The 16668-nt window shown below is 73.2% G+C and carries 16 protein-coding genes; 3 read left to right on the top strand and 13 right to left on the bottom strand.

The genetic code is table 11. The features are described from left to right. Positions 1–113: 113 nt before the first annotated feature. The 11 genes from ABZ454_RS07970 to ABZ454_RS08020 all read right to left on the bottom strand — a co-directional run bounded on the left by ABZ454_RS07970 (position 114) and on the right by ABZ454_RS08020 (position 10497). Positions 114–1178: an aromatic ring-hydroxylating dioxygenase subunit alpha gene (locus tag ABZ454_RS07970; RefSeq protein WP_356314887.1), complete on the bottom strand. Its 1065-nt coding sequence runs from the start codon at positions 1176–1178 to the stop codon at positions 114–116. 7 nt (positions 1179–1185) lie between these two features. Further along, complete coding sequence (locus tag ABZ454_RS07975; protein ID WP_356314890.1) at positions 1186–1416, bottom strand: recombinase-like helix-turn-helix domain-containing protein; 231 nt, start codon at positions 1414–1416, stop codon at positions 1186–1188. A 22-nt stretch (positions 1417–1438) separates the two neighbouring features. Continuing rightward, positions 1439–2401 (bottom strand): PDR/VanB family oxidoreductase, encoded by a 963-nt coding sequence (locus ABZ454_RS07980; protein ID WP_359536531.1) that lies wholly within the window; start codon positions 2399–2401, stop codon positions 1439–1441. Next, the gene (locus ABZ454_RS07985) at positions 2398–4068 is read right to left on the bottom strand and encodes a thiamine pyrophosphate-binding protein (protein WP_356314896.1); all 1671 of its coding nucleotides are present in this window, start codon (positions 4066–4068) and stop codon (positions 2398–2400) included. Before ABZ454_RS07985 ends, ABZ454_RS07980 begins: the two co-directional genes overlap by 4 nt. Positions 4069–4101: 33 nt before the next feature. After that, positions 4102–4887, bottom strand: coding sequence for an SDR family oxidoreductase (locus tag ABZ454_RS07990; RefSeq protein ID WP_359536532.1), 786 nt, complete (start codon positions 4885–4887; stop codon positions 4102–4104). Between the two features lie 173 nt (positions 4888–5060). Beyond that, positions 5061–5819 (bottom strand): SDR family oxidoreductase, encoded by a 759-nt coding sequence (locus tag ABZ454_RS07995; RefSeq protein WP_356314902.1) that lies wholly within the window; start codon positions 5817–5819, stop codon positions 5061–5063. Next, positions 5819–6334, bottom strand: a complete 516-nt coding sequence (locus tag ABZ454_RS08000) for a cupin domain-containing protein (protein ID WP_359536723.1) — start codon at positions 6332–6334, stop codon at positions 5819–5821. Before ABZ454_RS08000 ends, ABZ454_RS07995 begins: the two co-directional genes overlap by 1 nt. A gap of 50 nt (positions 6335–6384) precedes the next feature. Beyond that, positions 6385–7182, bottom strand: coding sequence for an alpha/beta hydrolase (locus tag ABZ454_RS08005; RefSeq protein ID WP_359536533.1), 798 nt, complete (start codon positions 7180–7182; stop codon positions 6385–6387). Then, positions 7179–8018, bottom strand: a complete 840-nt coding sequence (locus tag ABZ454_RS08010) for an aspartate dehydrogenase domain-containing protein (protein WP_359536534.1) — start codon at positions 8016–8018, stop codon at positions 7179–7181. The genes ABZ454_RS08005 and ABZ454_RS08010 overlap by 4 nt, the downstream gene beginning before the upstream one ends. Further along, a complete protein-coding gene (locus ABZ454_RS08015; protein WP_359536535.1) occupies positions 8015–8974 on the bottom strand; it encodes a VOC family protein in 960 nt (319 codons plus the stop codon). Before ABZ454_RS08015 ends, ABZ454_RS08010 begins: the two co-directional genes overlap by 4 nt. Before the next feature lie 41 nt (positions 8975–9015). Then, entirely contained in the window at positions 9016–10497 is a 1482-nt protein-coding gene (locus ABZ454_RS08020) for an aldehyde dehydrogenase (RefSeq protein WP_359536536.1), read from the bottom strand. Between the two features lie 334 nt (positions 10498–10831). Between ABZ454_RS08020 and ABZ454_RS08025 the strand changes: the two genes are divergently transcribed. Beyond that, entirely contained in the window at positions 10832–12262 is a 1431-nt protein-coding gene (locus ABZ454_RS08025; RefSeq protein ID WP_359536537.1) for an MFS transporter, read from the top strand. Between the two features lie 34 nt (positions 12263–12296). Here ABZ454_RS08025 and ABZ454_RS08030 read toward each other — a convergent pair whose 3' ends face one another. Together ABZ454_RS08030 and ABZ454_RS08035 are read right to left on the bottom strand one after the other, a co-directional pair. After that, the gene (locus ABZ454_RS08030) at positions 12297–12620 is read right to left on the bottom strand and encodes a chorismate mutase (RefSeq protein ID WP_359536538.1); all 324 of its coding nucleotides are present in this window, start codon (positions 12618–12620) and stop codon (positions 12297–12299) included. Positions 12621–12715: 95 nt separating this feature from the next. Further along, on the bottom strand, positions 12716–13594 hold the full coding sequence (locus ABZ454_RS08035; RefSeq protein ID WP_359536539.1) for an AraC family transcriptional regulator: 879 nt from the start codon (positions 13592–13594) through the stop codon (positions 12716–12718). Positions 13595–13834: 240 nt separating this feature from the next. Between ABZ454_RS08035 and ABZ454_RS08040 the strand changes: the two genes are divergently transcribed. Then, a complete protein-coding gene (locus ABZ454_RS08040) occupies positions 13835–15637 on the top strand; it encodes a beta-galactosidase (RefSeq protein WP_359536540.1) in 1803 nt (600 codons plus the stop codon). An 86-nt stretch (positions 15638–15723) separates the two neighbouring features. After that, on the top strand, positions 15724–16629 hold the full coding sequence (locus ABZ454_RS08045; protein ID WP_356314929.1) for a hypothetical protein: 906 nt from the start codon (positions 15724–15726) through the stop codon (positions 16627–16629). The last annotated feature ends 39 nt before the right edge of the window (positions 16630–16668 follow it).

A 16668-nucleotide genomic window follows, 5' to 3' on the forward strand; every position in this document is an offset into this window, starting at 1 on the left:
ACGCCGCACGGCTCGGCGGTACCGGTGTGCGCCTCGGCGGTTCCGGTGTCCGGCTCGACGGGCCGGCCGGGAGCACCGTCCGGCGATCGAGGCCTCCTCGACAGCAGCGGTGGTCAGCCCGCGGCCTGGGCTTCCGCCTCGGTGCGGTACATGCGGCGGACGCGGACCACGCCGAGGTCGTGCTGGTAGAGGTTCTCCGCTTGGTCGGCGTCGGTGCGCAGGTCCTCCAGCATGATGCGGTCCTGTTCGAGGACCTCCCAGTGCCGGTCCTCCAGGAGCGTCTTGTACAGGAAGCGCCAGGTGTCGCGCTGCCAGTCCGTGACCTTGCGGTAGCGCCAGAAGAAGACGGCGCAGCGGTCCTCGTCGATGGGGGTGGCCATGCCGACGATGCCGAAGGGTCCGCCGGGGCCGGCGGTGGGCGGGTAGGGGATGGTGAGGTCGACCCAGTCGACGCCGGTGCGGCAGAGTTCGACCCAGTCGAAGTTGACGCCGCTCTGGTCGGTCTTCTCGAAGAAGAAGCCGCGCTCGGTCTCGCGGATGCGGAAGCGTGCGGTGGTCTGGCCCTCGGCCATGCTGTGCGAGTCCCGGTGGAGGAACGAGCCGTGCATGGGGTCGAGGAGGTTCTCCACGGCGTAGCGCCAGTTGACGTTCCACTCGGCGTAGCAGAGGAACGCGGAGGTGTCCGGGTCGGTGAGGGGTTCGGGGAGCACGAGGGGTGCCGGTTCGGGGTGTTCGTTGTCGCCGAAGTAGGCGAGGACCGCGCCGCCGGTCTCGATGACGTGGGGCGCCGCGACGAGTTGCTTGCCTTCGAGGTTGCAGCCGGGGAGGCCGGGGACGGCGGCGACGGTGCCGGTGCCGTCGACCTGGACGCCGTGGTACCAGCAGGCGATGCGGTCGCCGAGGTGTTTGCCGAGGGAGAGGCGGGCGCCGCGGTGGGGGCAGCGGTCCTCCAGCATGTGGAGGGTGCCGTCGGCGCGGCGGAAGAGGAGCCATTCCTCGCCGAGGAGGGTGAGGCGCTTCATTCCGCCGGCGGGGACGAAGCCGGAGGGGCAGACGGCGTACCACTGGTTGCGGATGCCGGTGGCGAAGAGCCGGTCGGCGGTGCGGTGGCCGGGGCGGGCGACTTCGGAGGGTCGGGTGGGGGTGCCCGGGGGCAGGGTGGTGGTGTCGGTGGTCATGGTTGTCTCACGCTCCCAGGCGTCGCATCTCGGTGCGGAAGGTGTCCTCGGTCCACGGGCTGCCGTCGGGGGCGGGCAGGTCGCGGGCGTTGAGTCCGGCGACGAGGCCGGGCAGGTCGTGGGCTCCGCTGCCGAAGACCTCCTCGATCACGGCGGCGAGTTTCTTCTCGTACGGGGTGGGCTCGGCGGTGCGTGCCTGGTTCGGGTCGAGGTACTGCGGGGTGGTCGGGCCGGCCATGTCGGCTCCCTTCGGGGGTGGTTCAGAGGTCGAGGACGAGACGGGGGGTGCGGGCGCGGGAGACGCAGAGCATCATCGAGGCGCCGGCTTCGCGTTCGGTGTCGCTGAGCAGGAAGTCGCGGTGGTCGGGGGTGCCTTCGAGGACCTTGGTCTCGCAGGTGCCGCAGATGCCGTCGCGGCAGGAGGAGGCGACGGGGATGCCGGCGTTCTCCAGTGCGTCGAGTGCGGAGGTGCCGGGGCCGACCTCGACGGTGCGTCCGGTGCGTGAGCAGACGATGTCGAAGCCGGTGTCCTCGCCGTCGCGGGAGGCTGGGGTGGGTGCGGCGAAGCGTTCCGTCCGGGCGTCGGGGCAGCGTTCCTCGACGGCTGCGAGGAGGGGTTCGGGGCCGCAGCAGTAGACCTGGGTGCCCGGGGGCAGGTCGCCGAGGAGGGTGTCGAGGTCGAGGTGGCCGTGTTCGTCCTGGGGGACGAATTCGACGCTTGTGCCGGGGAGTTCGGCGAGTGCGGTGAGTTCGGCGCCGAAGGCCATGGAGGTGCGGGTGCGGCCGCCGTGGACGAGCCGCCACGGGGTGCCGGTGCGGGCCGCTTCGCGGGCCATGGCGAGGATCGGGGTGATGCCGATGCCGCCGGCGATGAAGAGGTAGCCGGTGGCGTCGCCCGTGGTGTCGAGCGCGAAGTGGTTGCGGGGCCCTTGGACGTGGAGGGTCTGGCCGGGGCGGAGCTGGGTGTGGATGTGGGCGGAGCCGCCGCGGGAGGCGGGTTCGCGGAGGATGCCGATGCGCCAGTGGGTGGTGTCGGCGGGGTCGGAGCACAGGGAGTACTGGCGGGTGTGTCCGCCGGTGTGGACGTCGATGTGGGCGCCGGGCTGCCAGGCGGGGAGGGGGCTGTGGTCGGGGCGGGTGAGTTCGATGCTCAGGACGCCGTCGGCTTCCCAGGTCATGCGGTGGACGAGCAGGTCGAGCCGGGGTTCCTCGGCGGTTGTCATGACGGGTTGCCTCCTTCTCCAGGGGTATCGGTGGCGGTGGCGGGGAGCTTGACCGGCGGGGTGAACGGGGTGTTCATCGGGCCGAGGGCGGTGAGGTCGATCTCGACGAGGGTGGGGCCCGGGGAGGTGACGGCCTCCTTGATGACGGGTCCGGCGTCGGCTTCGGCGGCGATCCGTGCGTACGGGAGGCCGACGGCGGCGGCGAGGAGGGCGAAGTCGGGGGTGGTGAGGTCGACTCCGGAGCGGCGGGGGAAGTGGTTGTCCTGCATGTTGCGCAGGACGCCGTAGCCGCCGTCGTTGAAGACGAGGAGGGTGAGGTCGGGCTTTTCCTGGGCGAGGGTGAGGAGTTCGCCGAGGTGGACGGCGAGGCCGCCGTCGCCCGCGATGACGACGGTGGGGGTGCCGGGGCGGCCGAGTGCGGCGCCGATGCCCATGGCGAGGCCCTGTCCGATGCCGCCGCCGCGCGGGAAGACGTTGGTGGCCGGGTCGGTGATCTCCAGGAGTCGGTTTCCCCAGGTGGAGGAGGGGATGGTGACGTCGCGGGCGATGACGGAGCCGGGCGGGCAGGCGTCGCGGATGGCGTCGTTGATCGCGGCCTGGGGTCCGATGGCGTGGCGTTGCGCGCTGCGGGCGTCGGTGCGGGCCTTACGTACGCGGTCCGGCCAGCTCGGTTCCGTAGCTCCGCTGGTGACGCGTCCCAGGAGTGCGGCGAGGACGGCGGCCGCGTCGCCGTGGAGGGCGCGGGTGGCCGGGTAGACGCGGCCGGGGGCGGCCGGGTCCAGGTCCAGCTGGATGTGTACGGGCGGCAGTCGCAGGCTGTAGTCGGCGGTCTCGTTGGAGCGGAAGTGGGTGCCGATGGAGAGCAGGACGTCGGCTTCGGCGAGCAGGGCGCGGCCCGCGGGTGCGGTGGCGTAGTTGCCGAGGACGCGGGGGTCGGACTCGGGGACGCTGCCGCGGCCGGAGTTGGAGGTGACGAGTCCGGCGTTCAGCGCGTCGAGGAGTGCGGCGAGTTCGGGACGGGCGCTGTTCGCTCCGCCGCCGGCCCAGACGAGGGGGCGGCGGGCGGCGGAGAGCAGGGCGGCGGCTTCGTCGAGGAGTGCCGGGTCGGGCAGGGCGGGGAGTCCGGCCGTCCGCACGGGTGTGCCGGTGAGCTGCTGGGGGGCAAACTGCAGGTCGATGGGCCATTCGACGCTGACGGGGCCGTGGGGGGCGGTGAGCGCCCGGGCGGCGGCTTCGCGGAGGATGTCGCCGGCGCTTTCGGCGTCGGTGACGGTCACGGCGTGGGTGGAGACCGCGCGGAGCATGCCGAGCTGGTCCTTGGTCTCGTGGATGAAGCCGCGTCCGGAGCCGAGGTACTCGCTGTCGATCTGTCCCGTGACGTGGAGGACGGGGGTGCCGGAGCTGAGGGACTCGATGAGGGATCCGGCCGCGTTGCCCGCTCCGGTGCCGGTGCTGGTGAGGGCGCAGCCGAGGTTGCCGGTGGCGCGGGCGTAGCCGTCGGCGGCGTTGACGGCGGCGGCTTCGTGGCGGACGGGGACGAAGCGGAGGTCGCGGTCGACGGCTTCGACGAGCGGCAGGTTGTGCACGCTGACGATGCCGAACACCGTGTCGACGCCGAGTCCGCGCAGCGTCTCGACGAGCAGGTCGCCGCCGTTGGGTCGGTTCATGTCGGGTGCTCCTGGGGGTGGGGGACGGGGTGGTTACGCGACGGCGCGGTTGACGCCGCCGCAGACGTCGACGGTGGTGCCGGTGATGTAGGAGGCCCTGGGTGACAGGAGTGCGGTGACGGCGTACGCGACTTCGTCGGCGTTGCCGAGGCGGCCGAGCGCGATGCCGCGGTCGGCGGCGAGTTGGGCCTGCCAGGCGGTGTAGTCGAGGGGGCTGCCGGAGGCGGCGTAGCGGCGTTCCCACTGTCCGGTGTCGACGAGGCCGAGGCAGACGGAGTTGACGCGGATGCCGTCGGGGGCGAGTTCCCTGGACAGGGAGGTGGAGAGGTTGAGGATGCCGGCCCGGGCGGCGCTGGTGGTCATCAGCGCGGTCTCGGGTTGTTTGGCGAGGACGGCGTTGATGTTGACGACGGAGGCGTTGCCACAGGCGCGCAGGTGGGGCAGGGCGGCGTTGAGGGGGTTGAGGACCCCGAAGAACTTGAGTTCGAGTTCGTCGCGCCAGTCGTCGGCGGTGGTCTCGGCGAAGGGTTTCATCCGGGAGGCGCCGGCGTTGTTGACGAGTCCGTCGAGGCCGCCGAGGTGTGCGGCCGCGTTCTCGGTGAAGGCCTGGACGGCGGCTTCGTCGCGCACGTCGCAGGGGGCGTGGTAGAGCGCTTCGGGTCCGGCGAGGCCGTCGAGGGCGGTGGTGAGGGCGTCGGCGCGGCGGCCGCAGGTGGCGACGCGGGCGCCTTCGGCGAGCAGCATGCGGACGGTGGCGAGGCCGACGCCGGAGCTGCCGCCGGTGACGAGGACGCGGCGGCCTTTCAGGCGGAGGTCCATGGGGTGGGCTCCTTGCGGTCGGTGGGGGGCGGTGCGCTGCCGTGGGGGCGCCGGGGCCCTGGTGCGGGGGGTCCGCATGGGCCGGACGGGCTCGACGGGGCGGGGGGTGTCCGTATGGGCCGGGCCGGATGGGCTCGACGGGGCGGGGGGCTCGCGTGGCCGGCCCGAGGGGGTCAGTGCATCGTGAAGCCGCCGTTGACGGCGAAGGTCTGGCCGGTGATGTAGCCGGACTCCTCGCCGATGAGGAAGGCGATCAGGCCGACCAGGTCGGCCGGTTGCTGGGGGCGGGAGATCGCCCGGTTCAGCCGGTAGAGCTCGTGGCGTTCGGCGGGGATGTCGACGGCGGACTCCCCTTCGGTGAGGCCGGGGGCGACGGCGTTGACGGTGATGCCGAAGTCGCCGGTCTCGCGTGCCATGGCCCGGGTCAGGGAGATCACGGCGCCCTTGGAGGCGATGTAGTGGGCGAGCCGGGGCGAGCCGTACAGGGCGGCGTCCGAGGCGAGGTTGACGATGCGTCCGCCGCCGTGGGCCCGCATGAGCGGGAGGAGGGCGCGGGCGACGAGCCAGGGGCCGCGGGCGTTGACCGTCATGATGCGGTCCCAGGCCTCGACGTCGATCTCGTGGAAGGGTTTGCCGCCGACCGCGTTGGCGAGTCCGGCGTTGTTGACCAGCCCGTGGAGCCGGCTGCCGTCACCGGCGAGGGTGCGGGCGAGGGCGGCGACGGAGCCGGGGTCGGCGACGTCCAGGGGGTGGTAGTCCGCGGTGATGCCCTCGGCGCGCAGTTCCTCGGCGGCCTGGGCGCCGGTCGTCCCGTCGAGTTCGGCGATGACGACGCGGTGGCCGTCGCTGCCGATCCGGCGGGCCGCGGCCAGTCCCAGGCCGCGGCCGGCGCCGGTGACGACGACCGTACGGGGGGTGTCGTCGGTGGCCATCAGTCGCGGGTGATGCCGTGCATCGGGGAGTGCTCGGGGTAGGTGGGGACCTGCGGCTTCCGGGTGCCGATGATGACGCAGAACAGGGCGTCGGTGTCGCCCTCGTTCTTCAGGGAGCGGGCGACTCCGGCGGGGACGACGATCATGTCGCGGTAGCCGAGGGTGCGGTACTCGGCCTCGTCGGCGCCGCGGTGGATGCCGACCCTGACCTGTCCCTCCAGGACGAAGAAGGCCTCCTCGACGTCGTGGTGGGTGTGCTCGGGGCCTTCGGCGCCCGGCGGGAGCAGCATGTTGGAGAGGGTGAAGCCGCCCGACGGCAGGATGCGGTTGTCGTTCTCGTGGTTGCCGGTGGCGCCGGAGCCGACGTAGCGGATCTGGGCGCGGCGGTACTGGGCGCCGGCCTTCTCCTGGAAGGAGAGGGTGTTCCAGTCGGGTTCGCGGGAGTCCTTGGTGGCGATGAGGGAGTCGGTGAACTTCGCGAGGTCGCCGTCGGTCTCGTACGGGGTGTTGTCGATGGGCACGGGTGCTCCTCGGTTCGGTGGTGGGGGTGGGTGGGGCTTCGTCGTTACGCGGGGACGCGGGCGACGACGTGGAGGTGGGCGCGGACCCAGGCGTTGAAGGCCTCGGGGCGTTCCTGGTTGGAGAGGTGTCCGGCGCCGGAGAGGGTGACGTAGACGGACTTCTCGAGGCCGCCCGCGAGGGCCTGGGACTCGTCGGTGCCGGTGACCGTGTCCTGTTCGCCGCACAGGACGAGGGCCGGTGCGGTGATGGCCGCGAGGTCGTCGGTGAGGTCGGCTTCGGCCATGGACGCGGCGGCGTATCCGTACCCGGGGTCGCGGACGGAGGCGGCCATGGTGGCGACGACGCGTGCGACGAGGGCGGGGGGCGCGGCGTCCGAGACGAGGCGGGGGCCGCGGACGGCGGCGAACGCCTGGGGTCCTTCGGCGGCGAGCTGTTCGGCCCGTCGGCGCATGGCCTTCGCCTTGTCGGGGTGGGTGCCGGAGCCGCGGCTGGAGTCGGCGACGATCAGGGAGGCGACGAGGCCGGGGTGGCGGGCGGCGAGGCGCAGGGCGATGACGCCGCCCCAGGAGACGCCGAGGACGTGGGCGGGGCCGCCGTGTGCGCGGATGAGGGCGGCGGCGGTGTCGGCGTAGCCGTCGAGGCCGGGGGCGCGGTCCGGGTCGGCGGAGTCCGCGTAGCCGGGGGCGTCCCAGGCCACGACCCGTACCTGGTCGGCGAGCCCGTCGAGTTGGGGGGCGAAGGCGGCGGAGGAGGAGCCGATGCCGTGCAGGCAGAGCAGCAGCGGGGCGTCGGGGTCGCCGGCGGTGCGGGTGTGGACGGCCCCGGCGGGGAGCGCGGTCACAGGATCTGTCCTGCCCGGCCGACGACGGCGCCGAGGCTGCGGAGCACGGCGTGCGGGACGACCTGGCTGGTGGCGGGGTTGGCTTCGTCGGGGCGGTGGGCGACCTCGAAGCGGTAGCTGCCGTGCGGGCCGGCCGCTTCGATGACGTGCCGGGTGAGGGCGGCGGCGGGGTCGGCGACGACGACGACCTGGACGAGGGCGGGGTCGCCGGTGGCGAGGGCGACGGACGCGGCGACGTTGGTCGACTTGGGGAACTTCACCGGGACGTCGGTCGCGGTGCCGCGCATGACCTCGACCGGTTCGGTGGTGGTCCGCAGGCGTTCGGTCAGTTCCGCGTCCATCCAGGGCTGGTGGAGGGTGGCGGGGAGTTTGGTGGTGGTGAGGGTGACTGAGGTGAGGGGGCCGAGTCCGCGGACGGCCTGGAGGAGGTCGAGTCCGCCGACGGCGCCCCCGGTGAAGTAGACGCGTCCGGGTCCTGCGGCGCGCAGCCGGTCGGCGAGGTCCGGGTCGGTGAGGGCGCCGGTGGAGGCGATCAGCAGGTCGGCGCCGCTGGTCAGGACGCGCTCGGCCCATTCCCGTACGACTGCCTGGCCCGCCGCTTCGACGATGAGGTCGCAGACGGTGAGGGCGTCCTCGAAGGAGAGCTGGGGCGCGGGGGCGTCGACGAGGGGGCGGTTGTCGATGATGCAGGTGAGTTCGGCGCCGGGGATGTGGCCTTCGGCGAGGGCGGTGCCGACGACGCGGCCGATGGCGCCCCAGCCGACGAGGCCGATGCGGCGCACGGGGCGGGCGGGGCGGGCGGTGGTGTCCGGGCGGGGGGTGAGGGTGGCGGTCATGCGGTCACCTCTTCGGTGATGTCGGCGGGGGTGGCGGCGAGGGGCCCCGGGTCCGGGGTGCCGGCCATGTGGCTGCGGATGCCGGGCGAGGGCGGGCCGGCGGTTCCCCACAGGTCGGAGAGGTCGGGGGTGCGGCGCCAGACCTTGGCGATCCAGGCGTCCTCGACGATCTGGGCGACCTCGGAGGTGTATTCGCAGACGAGTCCGGCGGGGTCGGTGAAGTAGGAGAAGGTGTTGTTGCCGGGGCCGTGCCGGCCGGGCCCCCACTGGGGGTCGATGCCGTGGTGGCGCAGGCGGCCGAGACCGCGCATGAAGTGGTCGATGGACGTCATCTCGTAGGCGACGTGGTTGAGGGAGGTCCATGCGGCCTGGTTGAACGCGATGCAGTGGTGGTCGGCGTTGCAGCGCAGGAACGCCATCTGGTGCTCGGACCAGTCGGAGACACGCAGGCCGAGGACCGAGGTGTAGAAGGCGACGGCGGCGTCGATGTCCGTGGTGTTGAGGACGGTGTGGGTGACGCCGACGGGGACGGCGGCGTCCCGGCCGCGGGGGGTGACGGCGTGGGTCTGGGCGCTGAGTTCGATCAGCCGGCCCTCGGGGTCGGTGAAGCGGAGTCCGTAGCCGCCGCCGACCTGGTCGAGGGGGCCGGGGCCTGCCACGGGGGTGATGCCCCGGGCGAGGAGCCGGCGGGCGGCCTCGTCGATCTCGGCGGGGGTGGCGACGGCGAAGGTGATGCGGCCGAGTCCGTTGCGTTCGCCGCGGCTGAGGTGGAGGACGTGGTGTTCCTCGCCGGTGCCGCGCAGCCAGGTGGCGTCCGCTTCCCGTTCGACGGGTTCCAGGCCCCAGACCTCGCGGTAGAAGTCGGCGGACTCGGTGAGGGCGGGGGTGCGGAGCTCTACGGAGCGCAGGGCGCGCAGCCGGGCGACGGGCTGGGTGGGGGGGTGTTCGTGGGGCATGGCGTTCTCCCGCTCGGGTTCGTGGGGCGCGTGCTGCGGCGTCAGTGGGTGGCCCAGGGCAGCGGCGTGGTGTCGGTGGCCCAGTAGAGGGACTTCTGCCGCTGGTAGCCGCGGATGAGGTCGCGGCCCTTCTCGGTGCCGACGCCGCTGTCCTTCAGCCCGCCGAACGGGGTGGAGATGCTGAACTGTTTGTACGTGTTGATCCAGACGGTGCCGGCGTCGATGCGGCGGGCCAGGCGCCAGGCCCTGGCGTGGTCGCGGGTCCAGATGCCGCAGGCCAGTCCGTACACGCTGTCGTTGGCCTGGGCGACGAGGTCGTCCTCGTCGTCGAAGGGCAGGGCGATGAGGACCGGGCCGAAGATCTCCTCCTGGCAGACGCGGGCGGAGTTGGGCAGGCCGTCCAGGACGGTGGGGAGGTAGTAGGCGCCGTCGCGGTAGCGCTCGCCCTCGGGGGCCGCTCCCCCGCACCGGACGGTGGCGCCCTCCTCGCGGGCCAGGTCGACGTAGGCGGCGACGCTGTCGCGGTGGCGGTGGTGGACGAGTGGGGCGACCTGGGTGCCGGGGTCGGTCCCGGGTCCGACGCGCAGCTTCTCGGTACGCGAGACGAGTGCGTCGAGGAACTCCTCGTAGCGGGAGCGGTGGACGAAGAGGCGGGAGCCGGCGATGCAGCTCTGGCCGCTGGAGGAGAAGACGCCGTACATGACACCGGCCAGGGCCTGCTCCAGGTCGGCGTCCTCCAGCACGATCGTCGGGGACTTGCCGCCGAGTTCGAGGGAGACGGGGATCAGTTTGTCGGCGGCGGCGTGGGCGAGGGTACGGCCGGTGGACGTGCCGCCGGTGAAGGTGATCTTCTCCACGGCCGGGTGGCGGACGATGGCGTCGCCGATGACGCTGCCGCGGCCCGGCAGCACGGAGAGCAGGGCGGGGGGCAGCCCGGCCTCGGTGAGTGCCTGGTGGACGAGCCGGCCGAGCGCGAGGGCGACGAGGGGGGTCCACTCGGCGGGCTTGAGGAGGACGGCGTTGCCGGCGGCGAGGGCGGGGGCGAGCTTCTGGGCGTCGCTGGCGATCGGCGAGTTCCAGGGGGTGATCGCGCCGACGACGCCGATGGGTTCGTGGACGCTCATCGTGACGTACGGGCCGCGGGCGGGGGTGAGGGCGTCCTCGGCGGTCTCCAGGGCGGCGGCGGTGTACCGGAAGGTGCCGGCGGCGCTGAGGACGAGGGCACGGGTCTCGGTGCGGCATTTGCCGGTGTCGGCGGTCTGGAGGGCGGAGAGCCGGTCGGCGCTCTGCTCGACGAGGTCGGCGATGCGGTGCAGCAGCCGGGCGCGGAGGTGGGCGGGGAGCTCGCGCCAGGCGGGGTCGTGGGCGGCCCGGGCGGCCGCGGTGGCGGCTTCCTCGACGTCGTCGAGGGATGCGGCGTGCACGGTGGCGATGACCTGGCCGGTGGCCGGGTCGACCGTCTCGATGAGGGTGCCACGGCCTTGCCGCCACTGTCCGGCGACCAACACCTCGTCGGCAAGCATCAGTGGGCCTCCTGCGGTCGGATCGGTTACTCGGGCCGGCCGCAAGGACCGGGTACCTCAGGGCTAAAAAGCTAAGCGCTTAAGTAATTCCCCGCAAGCCCCCCGGGCAAAAACTCTTTTGCCCCCGGGGTCTTGACGGCCTCCACCCCCCGCCGGATAGAACTTAAGCCCTAAGAAGCTAGGTGCTTACAGAGGTTCGTGGGCGATGTCACGCCTCACGGGCAGCGCGTACCGCTCCCCCACCCGTACGCTCAGCTCACTCACACCCCTCTGCAAACCCGTACACCTGGCTCCCCAACCGCTCCGGTCCCCCGCGGAGCAGGAGGAACCCTGGATGAGCACCGACATCTCGCAGGACGCCGCACCGGGTCCTTCGCCGGCCGGCACCGCCCGCGCCGCCATCGCCGCCCGCTTCGAGCGGCTGCCCCCTTCCCGCTGGCACGTCACCGTCCGCCTGATCGTGGGTGTCGTCACCTTCTTCGAGGCCTTCGACCAGCTGCTGATCGCCTACGCGCTGCCCGAACTCCGCGACGAATGGCACCTGAGCACGGGTGACGCCACGGCCGTCCTCACCGTCGGCTCGGCCGGCATGCTCGTCGGCGCCCTGCTCTCGGGACGGCTGGCCGACCGCTACGGCCGGGTGAAGGTGATCGCGTACTGCGTGGCCGCCTCGGGCCTCGTGAGCCTGGCCCTGACCGCCTGCACCTCGCTCACCCCGTTCCTGGCGCTGCGCTTCGTCCAGGGGCTGGCGATCGGCGGCGAGGTGCCCGTGGCGGCGGCCTTCATCAGCGAGATCACCCGCAGCTTCAAGCGGGGCCGCTTCGTCCTGCTGTACGAACTCGTCTTCCCGGCCGGCCTCACCGTCGGCGCCCTGGTCGCTGCCTGGGTGGTCCCGGCGGCGGGCTGGCGCACGATGTTCGCGGTCGCCGCCGGGCCCGGCCTGCTGGCCTTCCTCGTCCAGCGCCGGGTGCCCGAGTCGCCGCGCTGGCTCGCGGAGCGGGGACGGCTCGCGGAGGCGGAAGCGGTGATGAGCGAGATCGAGGCGAAGGTGACGGCGGCGACGGGCGCGCCGCTCCCCCCGGCGGCCCCCACGGCGCCGGCCACCACCGCTGCCGCGCCCACCGCCACCGCGGCGGAGCGCGCGGCGACCGGTGTCCGGGGCCTGTTCACCGGTCGCTACCGGCGCCGCACCCTGGTCGTCGGCGCGATCTGGTTCACCGGCTACTTCGTGAACTACGGGGTGACGTCCTGGCTGCCCAGCATCTACAAGGACGAGTACGGACTCAGCCTCTCCGACGCCCTGCTCTACTCCACGGTGACCTCGGTCGCCGGCCTGATCGGCTGCCTGATCGTCGCCCTGACGGTGGACGTCCTCGGCCGCCGCCGGATCTTCGCCGTCTGCCTCGGCGCCTCGGCCGCCCTCCTGCTCACCCTGGCCGCGCTCGGCGCCGGCTCCCCCGTCCAGGTCCTGATCTGGACCTCCCTGTCGGCGGTCGGCTTCTTCGGCTCCAACATCTGCCTGTACCTGTACACACCGGAGCTGTACCCGACCCGGATGCGCGCGCTCGGCTGCAGCGTCGGGGGCGCGGTCAACCGCCTGGGCGTGATCCTCGGCCCGATCCTGGTCGGCGTCGTCTACGCGGCGAACGACAGCGTCACCGCGGTGTTCGTGATGCTCGCGGCGGTGGCCGTGGTCGGCGCGGTGGTGGCGGGCACCCTGGCGGAGGAGACGGCGAACCGGCCCCTGGAGGAGATCTCCCCCTGAGGGCGTGGCCGGGGGGTCCGGGCCACCGCCCCCCTCAGCCGGCTCCGTTCGCCGACTCCTCCGCGATCCGTTCGTGGTGGCGGATGACCTCGGCGACGATGAAGTTCAACAGCTTCTCGGCGAACGCCGGGTCCAGGTGGGCGCTCTCCGCCAGCTGGCGGAGCCGGGCGATCTGGCGGGACTCTCGGGCCGGGTCGGCCGGGGGGAGGTGGTGGGCGGCCTTGAGGTGGCCCACCTGCTGGGTGCACTTGAAGCGCTCGGCGAGCATGTGGACAACAGCCGCGTCGATGTTGTCGATGCTCTCGCGCAGCCGGTTCAGCTCGGCGCCTACGGAATCGTCGATGTCGCTCGTGGTCATGGTCAGCGAGCTTAGATGCTCCGGGCCCGGCCGTGTCCGCGGCGTCCAGCCGTACGCCGGGGGGCCTGGCCTGCGCGGGAGTTCGCGGAGACGGTCTACGGGATGATCGTCGGCGGGTGGTCCGGGTCCGGGACCCGGTCGCTCCACCCACCCGGCACGCTGCGGCCCTGCTGTTCGCGGAAGCGGACCGGGGCCATGCCGACGCGGCGGGCGAACAGGCGGGAGAAGTACGCCGGGTCGTCGTAGCCGACGCGGCGGGCGACGGCGGCGACGGGCAGGTCGCTGGTGGCCAGGAGTTCCTTGGCGCGGCCGAGCCGGATGCCGAGGAGGTAGTCCTTCGGGCTGCACCCGGCCCCCCGGCGCACCGCCGTGCGCAGTTCGGCGGGTGTCATGCCGTGCCGGGCCGCGTGCTCGGCGACGGAGTACGGCTGGAAGGCGTCACGGGCCAGGGCCTGCAGCACCGGGTCGCCGTCGGGGCTGACGTCGGCGCGCGCCCGGCGGAGCGCGACGAGGAGTTCGTGGACGGCCGCTCCCGTCTCCACCTCCAGCAGCGGGTTGCCGCGCCGGGCCGCCCGGACCATCCGGCCGACGGCGGCACGCGGGGCTGCGGTGTCGGCGAGCGGGACGAGGGGGCGTTCCGGTTCGATGTAGCCCAGTTCGGTGTACGTGGTGGTCGCGGGTCCGGTGAAGTCGACGAAGCTCTCGTCCCAGCCGGTGACCGGATCGGCGCCGTAGTGGTGCGGGGTGCCGGGGGTCAGCCAGATGAGGCTGGGCGCGGTGACGGGCACCCGGCGCCCGTCCGGCCCCGCGAACCAGCCGCTGCCCGCGTTGATGACGACGGCCACGTGGTGGTCCAGGGTGCGCGGGCCGACGGTCGGCAGGGCGCCGTGCTGCAGGCCCACCCCCAGGCAGACGAGGCCGAGGCGGTGGTGGAGCGGGCTCGGCGTGAAGAAGCGCATCCAGGTGTGGTACATCGGCCTTCGCTCCCCCGGTTCCCGTGTCGTGCCGTTGGCAGCGCTGTGGGCTGCGGTGATGCGCGCTGCGTCCAATCAGCAGTGATCTTTGTCCATGGACCGGCCGGACGCCAGGGGTGAGGCTGGGCCGTGACCTTCCTCCCGGTCCGCCCGCTCCGTCCCCCCGTACCGCGCTCCGCTCGTACCGGGCCGCGCGGCGCGGCGTTCACGGGACCGCGCGCACAGGAGAGAACGAGCACGATGGCTGACTTCACCGTGGGCGACGACCACTTCCGGATCGACGGGAAGCCCGTACGGCTGCTGTCGGGGGCCCTGCACTACTTCCGGGTGCACGAGGCGCAGTGGGAGCACCGGCTGTCGATGCTGCGGGCGATGGGCCTGAACTGTGTCGAGACGTATGTGCCGTGGAACCTCCACGAGCCGCGGCCGGGCGAATTCCGGGACGTCCCGGCACTCGGCCGCTTCCTGGACGCGGCGCACCGGGCCGGCCTGTGGGCGATCGTCCGCCCGGGCCCGTACATCTGCGCGGAGTGGGAGAACGGCGGGCTGCCGGCCTGGGTGACGGGGCGGTTCGGCCGGCGGGTCCGGACGCGGGACGCGGGCTTCCTGGACGCGGTGGAGCGGTGGTTCGCCGAGCTGCTGCCGCAGGTGGTGGAGCGGCAGACCGACCGCGGCGGCCCGGTGATCATGGTGCAGGCGGAGAACGAGTACGGCAGTTACGGCACCGACGACGTCTATCTGCGCCGGGTGACGGCCCTGCTCGGTGAGTGTGGTGTGAGCGTTCCGCTGTTCACCTCCGACGGGCCGGAGGACCACATGCTCACCGGCGGTTCGGTGCCGGGCCTGCTCGCCACGGCCAACTTCGGTTCGGGGGCGCGCGAGGCGTTCCGGGTGCTGCGCCGTCATCAGCCCGGTGGTCCGCTGATGTGCATGGAGTTCTGGTGCGGCTGGTTCGAGCACTGGGGCGCGCCGCCGGTCGTGCGGGATCCGGCGCAGGCCGCCGACGCGCTGCGGGAGATACTGGAGTGCGGCGCCTCCGTGAACATCTACATGGCGCACGGGGGGACCAACTTCGCCGGCTGGGCGGGCGCCAACCGCTCCGGACCGCTCCAGGACGAGGACCTGCGGCCGACGGTGACGTCGTACGACTACGACGCGCCGGTCGACGAGTACGGGCGGCCCACGGAGAAGTTCCGGCTGTTCCGGGAGGTCCTCGCGCGGTACGCGGACGGGCCGCTGCCGCCGCTGCCGCCCCAGCCCGCCGGCCTGGCGCCGGTGCGGGCCGGACTGACCGAGTGGGCGCCCCTGCCGGACGTCCTGGAGGCGCTGGGCGACGAGGAGGCGGCGGAGTCCGGTGTGCCGCCCACGTTCGAGGAACTGGGGGTCGACCGCGGCCTGGTGCGCTACCGGGTCGCGCTTCCGGGGCCGCGCGGCCCGTACACCCTGGGGGTCCGTGGCCTGCGGGACCGGGCGGTGGTGTACGTCGACGGGGTCCGCGCGGGCGTGTGGGACGAGGAGGACGCCTCCCTGGCACAGCCGGTGGCCGGGCCCGCTGAGGTCGAGGTCTGGGTGGAGTCGCTGGGCCGGGTCAACTACGGGCCGAGGCTGGGCGAACCGAAGGGCATCACCGGGGGCGTGCTGCACGAGCGTCAGTTCCTGCACGGCGTACGGGCGCGTGCGCTGCGGCTCGACGCGTTCGACGAGCCGGGCGCGGTGGCGGGGGTGCCGTTCGTGCCGGTCGACGGATCCGGCGGAACCGGCCTGTACCGGGGCACGTTCGAGGTCGCGGACGTGTCCGGAACCGGGCACGCGGGGCTCGAACTGCCGGGCTGGACGCGGGGATTCGTCTGGGTGAACGGCTTCTGCCTCGGCCGCTACTGGTCGGCGGGCCCGCAGCGGACGCTGTACGTGCCGGGTCCGGTGCTGCGGGACGGCGTGAACGAGGTGTGGGTGCTGGAGGTGGAGGGCGCGGGGGCGCCGTTCGCGGAGCTGGGGCCGGGGGTGCCCGTGCGGACGGGCGGCCCGGCGGACGCGGGCGCCTGACGGACGCGGGAGCCTGACGGGCCCGTCCGCCGCGGGACAGGTCGCTACAGTGGTGCGGAGTTGAGCGTCGCGGAGGGGGTACGGACGTGGCGGACCACCCCGGCAGCCCGGTCGTGCACGGCTTTCCGCACCTGGCCACCGTCCGGTCGGCGATCACCGCGCTGTACCGGCGGCTGTCGTACGACGGCGTCCACCGCTTCGCGCCCAGTTTCGCCCCCGTCGACGCGGCGTTCGCCGACGCGGACGACCTGCATCTCGGTGCGCAGCGGGTGGCGCGGGCGATGGTGGGGCACCTGCGGCTGCCGGACGCCCGGATGATCGTGGCGTTCCGCGCGATGGAGCATGCGGGGAGTGTCGAACTCGCGGCGGGGCCGGAGTACTTCATCGAGCTGAACGACCGCTTCCGTACCCATCGCCGGGACATCGGCGCCGCGTTGTCGCACGAGGTCACGCATGTGCTGCTGCACCGGCTCGGGCTGGAGTTCGCGGGGACCCGTGCCAACGAGATCCTCACCGACACCGCGGCGGTCTATCTGGGGGCGGGCTGGCTGCTGCTGGACGCGTTCCGGGAGGACGCCACGTCCAGCCAGAAGCTCGGCTACCTGACCCCGGAGGAGTTCGGGTACGTGCTCGCCAAGCGGGCGCTCGCGTTCGACGAGGACCCCTCGCCGTGGTTCACCAGCCCGCAGGCGTACACCGCGTACACCAAGGGCCGGGCGCAGGCACTGCGCGAGAGCGCGCAGCCGCCGCTGACGGCCGCGGGCTGGGCGGGCCGGCGCCGGTACGCCAAGGACCGGCGGTACGCCCAGGACCACCCCGGTGCGGTCGCGGGCCCGGGCTCCGACACCCCGTACGCCTTCGAGGCCGGAGGGGACGGTCTGCGGGTCGCGTTCCCGTGCCCGGTCTGCCATCAGCGCAACAGGGTGCCGGTCCGCGGCCGGGTCCGGGCCCGGTGCGCGTTGTGCCGGACGGTGCTGGACTGCACCACCTGAGGCGCCGCTCTCGCCAAGGGGCCTTGGCGCGCGGCGTAT

The sequence above is a fragment of the Streptomyces sp. NPDC005803 genome, assembly GCF_040630435.1.
Lineage (GTDB): Bacteria > Actinomycetota > Actinomycetes > Streptomycetales > Streptomycetaceae > Streptomyces.

Excerpts from the sequence above, each read along its gene's own strand:
- ABZ454_RS07980 (WP_359536531.1), bottom strand. The coding sequence starts at position 2,401 with ATGACAACCGCCGAGGAACCCCGGCTCGACCTGCTCGTCCACCGCATG.
- ABZ454_RS07975 (WP_356314890.1), bottom strand. The coding sequence starts at position 1,416 with ATGGCCGGCCCGACCACCCCGCAGTACCTCGACCCGAACCAGGCACGC.
- ABZ454_RS07970 (WP_356314887.1), bottom strand. The coding sequence starts at position 1,178 with ATGACCACCGACACCACCACCCTGCCCCCGGGCACCCCCACCCGACCC.
- ABZ454_RS07995 (WP_356314902.1), bottom strand. The coding sequence starts at position 5,819 with ATGGCCACCGACGACACCCCCCGTACGGTCGTCGTCACCGGCGCCGGC.
- ABZ454_RS08025 (WP_359536537.1), top strand. The coding sequence starts at position 10,832 with ATGAGCACCGACATCTCGCAGGACGCCGCACCGGGTCCTTCGCCGGCC.
- ABZ454_RS08010 (WP_359536534.1), bottom strand. The coding sequence starts at position 8,018 with ATGACCGCCACCCTCACCCCCCGCCCGGACACCACCGCCCGCCCCGCC.
- ABZ454_RS08020 (WP_359536536.1), bottom strand. The coding sequence starts at position 10,497 with ATGCTTGCCGACGAGGTGTTGGTCGCCGGACAGTGGCGGCAAGGCCGT.
- ABZ454_RS07990 (WP_359536532.1), bottom strand. The coding sequence starts at position 4,887 with ATGGACCTCCGCCTGAAAGGCCGCCGCGTCCTCGTCACCGGCGGCAGC.
- ABZ454_RS08035 (WP_359536539.1), bottom strand. The coding sequence starts at position 13,594 with ATGTACCACACCTGGATGCGCTTCTTCACGCCGAGCCCGCTCCACCAC.
- ABZ454_RS08015 (WP_359536535.1), bottom strand. The coding sequence starts at position 8,974 with ATGCCCCACGAACACCCCCCCACCCAGCCCGTCGCCCGGCTGCGCGCC.
- ABZ454_RS08040 (WP_359536540.1), top strand. The coding sequence starts at position 13,835 with ATGGCTGACTTCACCGTGGGCGACGACCACTTCCGGATCGACGGGAAG.
- ABZ454_RS08030 (WP_359536538.1), bottom strand. The coding sequence starts at position 12,620 with ATGACCACGAGCGACATCGACGATTCCGTAGGCGCCGAGCTGAACCGG.
- ABZ454_RS07985 (WP_356314896.1), bottom strand. The coding sequence starts at position 4,068 with ATGAACCGACCCAACGGCGGCGACCTGCTCGTCGAGACGCTGCGCGGA.